Genomic DNA, 6,032 nt, shown 5'->3' with positions numbered 1-6,032 from the left:
CCAAAAAGCACTAGAAAAGGACGTTTTCACGTCGTTTCTAGTGCTTTTTTTTTTGAGACTTATGTCACAGCCTCTTTCATTGCGCTAAACGAGGCAGTTAAGACTCCTGAGTTCAGCAGCTCACCATTCAAAATCGTCTAGTTGCATTTCTAATTCATTGATTTGCCCTTGAAGAATTTGGATTTCTTCCTTGATCTCGTCTAATGTCGCTCCACTTGTACTGTATCCTTTATAGTATGCAGTCATATAATCCATATCTTCTAGCCGCTGCAGTCGATCTCTAAGTTGACCTAACAGTTCAAGATTATTCTCGTATTGTCGTTCATCCATGATGGTCCACTCCCTTCAAAGTCCTAAGCCAAAGCGTTTGGACTAGCTAATTGTGGGCCGTTTCCTTCTCTAGCCAACACCCAATCGTCATTGTCCCACATCTCCGTTTTGCGGCGTCCATGAAAATAATCCCACCGAGAATCAATTTCCATTTCAATCACTTGATTGTTCGCGCCTAACGTAACCCAGTTGTAACTACCATTTGAATGACCAAATTTGATCCACAATACTGGAAATTGATGATTTCTTCCGTCTTCATCTAAAAATTGGCGTTGTTGACGTTCCATTCGAAGAAATGATAATCCGCGAGCGTAGCTTCGATTACTTTTTGCAAAAATAGTCTCTGCAATTTCACGAGCACGGTCGGGTGAACTCATTTTCCCTGAAGGAATAGTCGACATGTTTTTTACACTTATCAACGTATCTTTTAGAAAAACTGCAATGATTCTTGGACCATTCAATTCATAGCGTCCATCTTTTTGAAAACGCCAAATAGTGACTTCTTGCTTGTTGCGAATTTCATTTCTTTCATCAATCAATTGATAGTCATCAGGAATAGTTACTAGTTCCTTTAATAGTTCTTATCTTTTCATTTTACAGACTTCCTTTCAGTCTACTCACTCAATTTGTTAACAGCTGCAATGAAAGATCGTTGTTCTTCTGGAGTTAATGGGGCCAAAAATGCTTCATTAGCTTTTTGTAAAGCTGCTAAAATCACCTGATACATCTTACCCCCTTCTTCTGTCAAAGAAAGTAGATAACCACGCCGGTCTTCTGGGTTTTCTTTACGAAGAATATATTGATTGTCCATCAACTTCTGAATTGCTCGGGTCACGTTGCTGGCATTGACTCCTGTCAATTGCACTAATTTTTCTTGCGGGAGATCCCCAAAATCATGTAATTTCAAAATATAATAGTAAAGACTTGAATTTAACTGATAAGGTGCAAGATAATTATCAATCAACTTGATATATCTGCGGCTGACGACGGGTAATTGTTTTAATGTATCGATCTCACTAATTGCGTGTTGCAATTCGGTCACTTCCTTTTTTACAAGTTTATTTACTTGCGCAAGCAAATAATATAACATATACTGAGTATCGTCAAATAGAACGTTCTGGGAGGAAATAATATGGCTAAAACGAACTGGATGATCGTCGCGATTTATCTTGCAACTTTAGTAACTGCTATCGAATCAACAATCGTAGTCACTGCAACCCGCTCTATTGTAAGTTCTTTAGGAGATCCTAACTTGACCTCGCTTATTTTTTCAACTTATTTGTTTTCAAGTGCGCTGGCCACTCCAATTTTTGGACGCTTAGCAGACAATCATGGCAAAAAAATCATTTTCCAAATCGGGCTGTTGCTTTTTTTATTGGGAACAATTCTTTGCGGATTTTCTGTTTCTAGTTGGATGCTCTTTGGTGCTCGCATCATCCAAGGTATCGGTGCCGGTGGAATCATGCCGATGACCTTTGCTTTGATCGGTGAACTTTTCGATATTACTACTCGAGGGAAAGTTATGGGGCTGAATAATTCTGCCTGGGGAATTGCATCATTGATTGCTCCGTTGATTGGTGGTTTGATTTTAAGGCAGCTCACTTGGCACTGGATTTTCTTTATTAATGTTCCTTTTATACTGCTTATACTTGTGATCGTACAAATTTTTTACAAAGAAAAGGCGCATCCGACAGTTCCTCAGTCCGGTGTATTTCAACAATATACCTCGCTTATTTTCGGCTTATTGATAGTATTAAGTGGAATTCAATTATTCAGCACTCACTTTTTATTGGGGATTAGTATTTTGATTGCGGGTATGCTGATTCTTTTTCGTTTTTATCGCAAGGAAAAAAAGAAAGATAGTCCGATCCTTCCTGTCAGCACGATCCTCATTCGTGATTTTCGCTTATTAACAATTTGTGTTTTCTTGATTAACGGTGCTTTGATTGGTTTTCAAGTCTATCTTCCTATGTGGATCCAGACTGAATTACACTTGTCTCCTACCTCAGCTGGGTTGGCGTTGCTACCATCTTCCGTATTTTTTATCATCGGATCTTATTATTCCAGCAAGTTGTTGATCCAATTCGGACAAAAACGTTTATTACAATTAGTACTTAGTGGTGCCTTGCTTGGATTTTTATGCCTAAGTATCTTGCCTAATACCGCTGGTTATTCAATTTTGCTGATCTTTTCTAGTTTACTCGGTTTCTTTATCGGAACCGGTGTAACGATCAGTGTAATTTCGGCGCAAGCTTATGCGACTACACAAAATCTTAGTACTGTTTCTGGATTTATCACTCTTTGCCGAACACTAGGTCAAAGTTTTATGGTGACTTTTCTCAGTGTGATCAACCAGCAGATTTTTTTGCTGAAAAATCAGCAGCTCGCTGGTTACCATAGTGTCTATTTAACGATTAGTCTCATTTTTATCACTTTATTGATTCTAGTCAGCTACAGTAAGAAATCAAAAAAGCGAGTACAGTCACAATGATCTTACTACGAAAAATTTTTATGACCGGGATTATTTAAGAGCTGGTCCATCTTTTATGTCGATGCAAAGAAAGAGTCAGCTAGTTTGCACAGCTGACTCTTTTTCGATTTAATGAAATGGATTATAAAAGCGGCCGCCATTGATAACTAATAAGAAAATCCCTACCGAGCATAATAGGACGACAACGGCTAAAGCTAAATAGTCTTGACGCTTTAATGGTTTGGCCAGCAGCCACGTCCGCCCTTTTTTCTTACCGAAACGCCGTAGTTCCATCGCAGAAGAAATCGTCTCGATTCGCTCTAAGCTTGAAAAAATTAAAGGAATCGCGATCGTTAGATTTCCACGTACTCGTTTCATCAACGATGCCTTCTTGGAAAGTTCGTTTCCACGGGCTTGTTGTGCTTTTGAGATTGTCCGAAAATCTTCTTGGATATCCGGAATATACCGCAAAGCCAAAGAGAAGGCATAAGCAATCTTATACGATCCACCAACACGATGAATACTTGATGCTAATTCACTCGGATTTGTCGTCAAAATAAAAATCAGACCCGGTGGTATCGTAACAAAATATTTAACTAGTAAATTAAATTCATAAAAAAGCTGTTCTTGCGTGATCGTGTATCGACCGATCCCTTCAAAAAGTACATGGCGTGTCCCGTAAATCGTTACCCCGTATTCTGGAGCAAACAGATAGACTGTCAATAAATTCAGAAGAGAGAAAAATGCGATAAATTTCACTACAAAAGAAATCTCACGATAACTGATTTGTGCAAGTTGGAAAATGACGACAGAAAACACAGCAAGTCCCAGCAAAAAACGGGTATCGTATGAGATCATACCGACGATTGAGATCATTAAGAAACAAATGAGCTTGGTAAAACCGCTAAGTTGATGAATCGCAGTTTTTTTCGGCAGATAACCGATTAAATTATTTGCCTCCATAAGACGCCTCCTCATGTTGGATAAATGCCGAAACAAAGCCCGCAGCATCCGCTAAATGATTATTTTGGGCCAAACGATATAAACTCGTTTCACGCAAACTTGCAGAAGCTACTAAATCTGCAGAAGATAAAACGTCCGCTGGTGTTTTATCCGCAATAATTTGTCCTTCTTTTAATACGATCGTCCGCTGTGTGTATTCCAACATCAAGTGCATGTCATGGGTAATCATCAAGATCGTGATCCCCCGTTGATTCAGTTTACGCAAAAATACCATCATTTCATTGTAATGATAATAATCTTGACCCGCGGTCGGTTCGTCTAAAATAAGCAGCTCTGGTTCAAGTACTAAGATTGCTGCAATCGCCACTCGCCGTTTTTGTCCATGACTCAGTGCCGAGATCGGCCAGTTGCGAAACTCATAAAGTCCGCAAACTTTCAAGGTATCAAAAACTTTTTCTTGAATCGTTTCAGGATCTGCACCACGGTTTTCTAAACCTAACGCGACCTCTTCAAAAATCATATTCTTTGAAAGCATCTGACTGCTGTTTTGCAAAACATAGCCGATTTTATCTGCTCGTTCTTTGATACTTGCTGTTGCGATCGAATGCCCTTTCCATAATAGCTCACCTGTCTGCAACGAATGAAACCCTGTGATCAGATTAGACAATGTAGATTTTCCCGCACCATTATGCCCTACTAAACTGACCATCTCTCCTTGATAAAGTGTCAAATCAACTTCTTTGATCACCGGCTCATCGCCAAAACCAAAGGAAAGGTTGTTCAACGTTAGTAGTGCCTCTTCTTTTTTAAGGAGTGGTTTGAATGTCCCTTGTGCCTTAGCTAAAGCAGCTGATATTTCTGGCGAAACCAATTGATCGACTTGGGTCAAATCTGAAAAATCAGCTAATGAGATCCCTGCCCGTTTTAAAGCAGTGATATAAAGGGGTTCACGAATCCCATATTTGGCTAATAGATCACTTTTCAATAATTCAGTCGGTGTCAGATCCGCAATGATCCTGCCTTCATCCATCAAAATAACTCGATCGATGGGTGCCGCTAAAACTTCTTCTAACCGATGTTCAATAATGATCGTCGTAAATTTTTGTGACTGATACAACTGATCGATCATTTGAATTGCTTCATAGCCAGTCTGGGGATCCAAGTTGGCTAGTGGCTCATCAAACAAAAGAATCGGTGTCTCATCGATCAAAACGCCTGCCATCGTCACTCGCTGTTTCTGTCCGCCGGAAAGATCTTGCGGACGTTTTTCCAGTTGAGCCGCCAGATTGGTTTTTTTCGACCAGTAATTTACTGCTTCGCGCATTTCTGATTGTTTTATCATCTCATTTTCAAGTGAAAAAGCGATATCTTCTGCCACGGTCAATCCAACAAATTGGCTATCAGTATCTTGCAATACTGTCCCGACATCTAAAGAAAGATCATAAATAGAAGCCTCACTAAAAACTTTATCATTGATCGTTAAACTGCCGGTAAAACTGCCCTGTTCATTTTGCGGGATGATGCCATTCAAACATTTCCCCAGCGTCGATTTCCCTGAACCGCTGGGTCCCATGATCAAGATTTTTTCTCCTTGATTAATGGTCAGCTGAATCTCTTTCAATGTAGGTTCAGCTTGACTTTGATATTGAAATGTAAAATTACGAAACTCGATCATTTTATTTCCTCTCGTTCTAAGCTTCTTTATTCAAACTACCTTTTTTCGTTTTTGTTTGGGCGTACGCCTTTAATAAAATAAAACCAATGATCCCTGTTACAATCGCATTTGTGATCCCTGCAACGACCCCTTGCGTAAAGACTTTGCTTGGAGCTTCTGCATAGATCAAGATGTCGCCGATGGGTGCAATAATTACCCAAGTGACTAGATTAGCAATGGTTTCTCCTACTAAAAACGTCACGATCTCTTTTTTTCCAAAAATTCCTTCTTCAATTGGAATCCGTTTAGCTAAAAGACCAAAGAAGACTCCTAAGATCCCAGAAGCAACAATCCAAGACCACCAAGCTCCATAAGTTGTCAAATCGCCTAGCGCGTGTCCGATAAAACCGGCTAACCCCGCAACGATTGGACCATACACCACACCTAATAAAGCTAAAAACGGATACGCTGTTGCGATGTCAGTATTTGGAATTCCTGTCGGGATCGTCACAAATCGTTTCAAAATAAAGAAGACCGCCGCGCCGATACCAATTGCCACAATGTGTTTTACTGTAAACTTTTTATTCATAATTTTACTCCTCCAATTAATAATTT

7 protein-coding genes are annotated in these 6,032 nt (G+C 39.6%); 1 reads left to right on the top strand and 6 read right to left on the bottom strand.

Annotated features, from left to right (window positions below; genetic code table 11):
- Positions 1-120: 120 nt before the first annotated feature.
- The 3 genes from FFM68_RS12695 to FFM68_RS12685 all read right to left on the bottom strand — a co-directional run bounded on the left by FFM68_RS12695 (position 121) and on the right by FFM68_RS12685 (position 1,363).
- Positions 121-330: a hypothetical protein gene (locus FFM68_RS12695; protein ID WP_137619649.1), complete on the bottom strand. Its 210-nt coding sequence runs from the start codon at positions 328-330 to the stop codon at positions 121-123.
- Positions 331-353: 23 nt separating this feature from the next.
- The gene (locus FFM68_RS12690) at positions 354-869 is read right to left on the bottom strand and encodes a hypothetical protein (protein WP_239585177.1); all 516 of its coding nucleotides are present in this window, start codon (positions 867-869) and stop codon (positions 354-356) included.
- Positions 870-943: 74 nt separating this feature from the next.
- Positions 944-1,363 (bottom strand): MarR family winged helix-turn-helix transcriptional regulator, encoded by a 420-nt coding sequence (locus FFM68_RS12685; RefSeq protein WP_137619651.1) that lies wholly within the window; start codon positions 1,361-1,363, stop codon positions 944-946.
- 99 nt (positions 1,364-1,462) lie between these two features.
- Between FFM68_RS12685 and FFM68_RS12680 the strand changes: the two genes are divergently transcribed.
- Positions 1,463-2,821, top strand: coding sequence for an MFS transporter (locus FFM68_RS12680; protein ID WP_137619648.1), 1,359 nt, complete (start codon positions 1,463-1,465; stop codon positions 2,819-2,821).
- Positions 2,822-2,929: 108 nt separating this feature from the next.
- On the opposite strand, the gene FFM68_RS12675 is transcribed toward FFM68_RS12680, so the two are convergent.
- From FFM68_RS12675 to FFM68_RS12665, 3 genes are read right to left on the bottom strand one after another with little or no spacing between them, the layout of a single operon-like run.
- Positions 2,930-3,763 (bottom strand): energy-coupling factor transporter transmembrane component T family protein, encoded by an 834-nt coding sequence (locus tag FFM68_RS12675; protein WP_137619647.1) that lies wholly within the window; start codon positions 3,761-3,763, stop codon positions 2,930-2,932.
- Complete coding sequence (locus tag FFM68_RS12670) at positions 3,750-5,438, bottom strand: ABC transporter ATP-binding protein (RefSeq protein WP_137619646.1); 1,689 nt, start codon at positions 5,436-5,438, stop codon at positions 3,750-3,752. The genes FFM68_RS12675 and FFM68_RS12670 overlap by 14 nt, the downstream gene beginning before the upstream one ends.
- A 16-nt stretch (positions 5,439-5,454) precedes the next feature.
- Positions 5,455-6,006 carry an ECF-type riboflavin transporter substrate-binding protein gene (locus FFM68_RS12665; RefSeq protein ID WP_137619645.1) on the bottom strand — a complete coding sequence of 184 codons (552 nt, stop codon included), beginning with the start codon at positions 6,004-6,006 and terminating at the stop codon, positions 5,455-5,457.
- Between the last annotated feature and the right edge of the window lie 26 nt (positions 6,007-6,032).

Origin of the sequence: Enterococcus xiangfangensis (assembly GCF_005405365.1) — a bacterium.
GTDB lineage: Bacteria > Bacillota > Bacilli > Lactobacillales > Enterococcaceae > Enterococcus_A > Enterococcus_A xiangfangensis.
Note: the sequence above shows the minus strand (reverse complement) of the source record. Positions and strands in the feature narration are given on the sequence as shown.

What these genes read in the sequence shown, in the direction of transcription:
- FFM68_RS12680 (WP_137619648.1), top strand. Translation starts at nt 1,463, where the DNA reads ATGGCTAAAACGAACTGGATGATCGTCGCGATTTATCTTGCAACTTTA.
- FFM68_RS12670 (WP_137619646.1), bottom strand. Translation starts at nt 5,438, where the DNA reads ATGATCGAGTTTCGTAATTTTACATTTCAATATCAAAGTCAAGCTGAA.
- FFM68_RS12665 (WP_137619645.1), bottom strand. Translation starts at nt 6,006, where the DNA reads ATGAATAAAAAGTTTACAGTAAAACACATTGTGGCAATTGGTATCGGC.
- FFM68_RS12675 (WP_137619647.1), bottom strand. Translation starts at nt 3,763, where the DNA reads ATGGAGGCAAATAATTTAATCGGTTATCTGCCGAAAAAAACTGCGATT.
- FFM68_RS12695 (WP_137619649.1), bottom strand. Translation starts at nt 330, where the DNA reads ATGGATGAACGACAATACGAGAATAATCTTGAACTGTTAGGTCAACTT.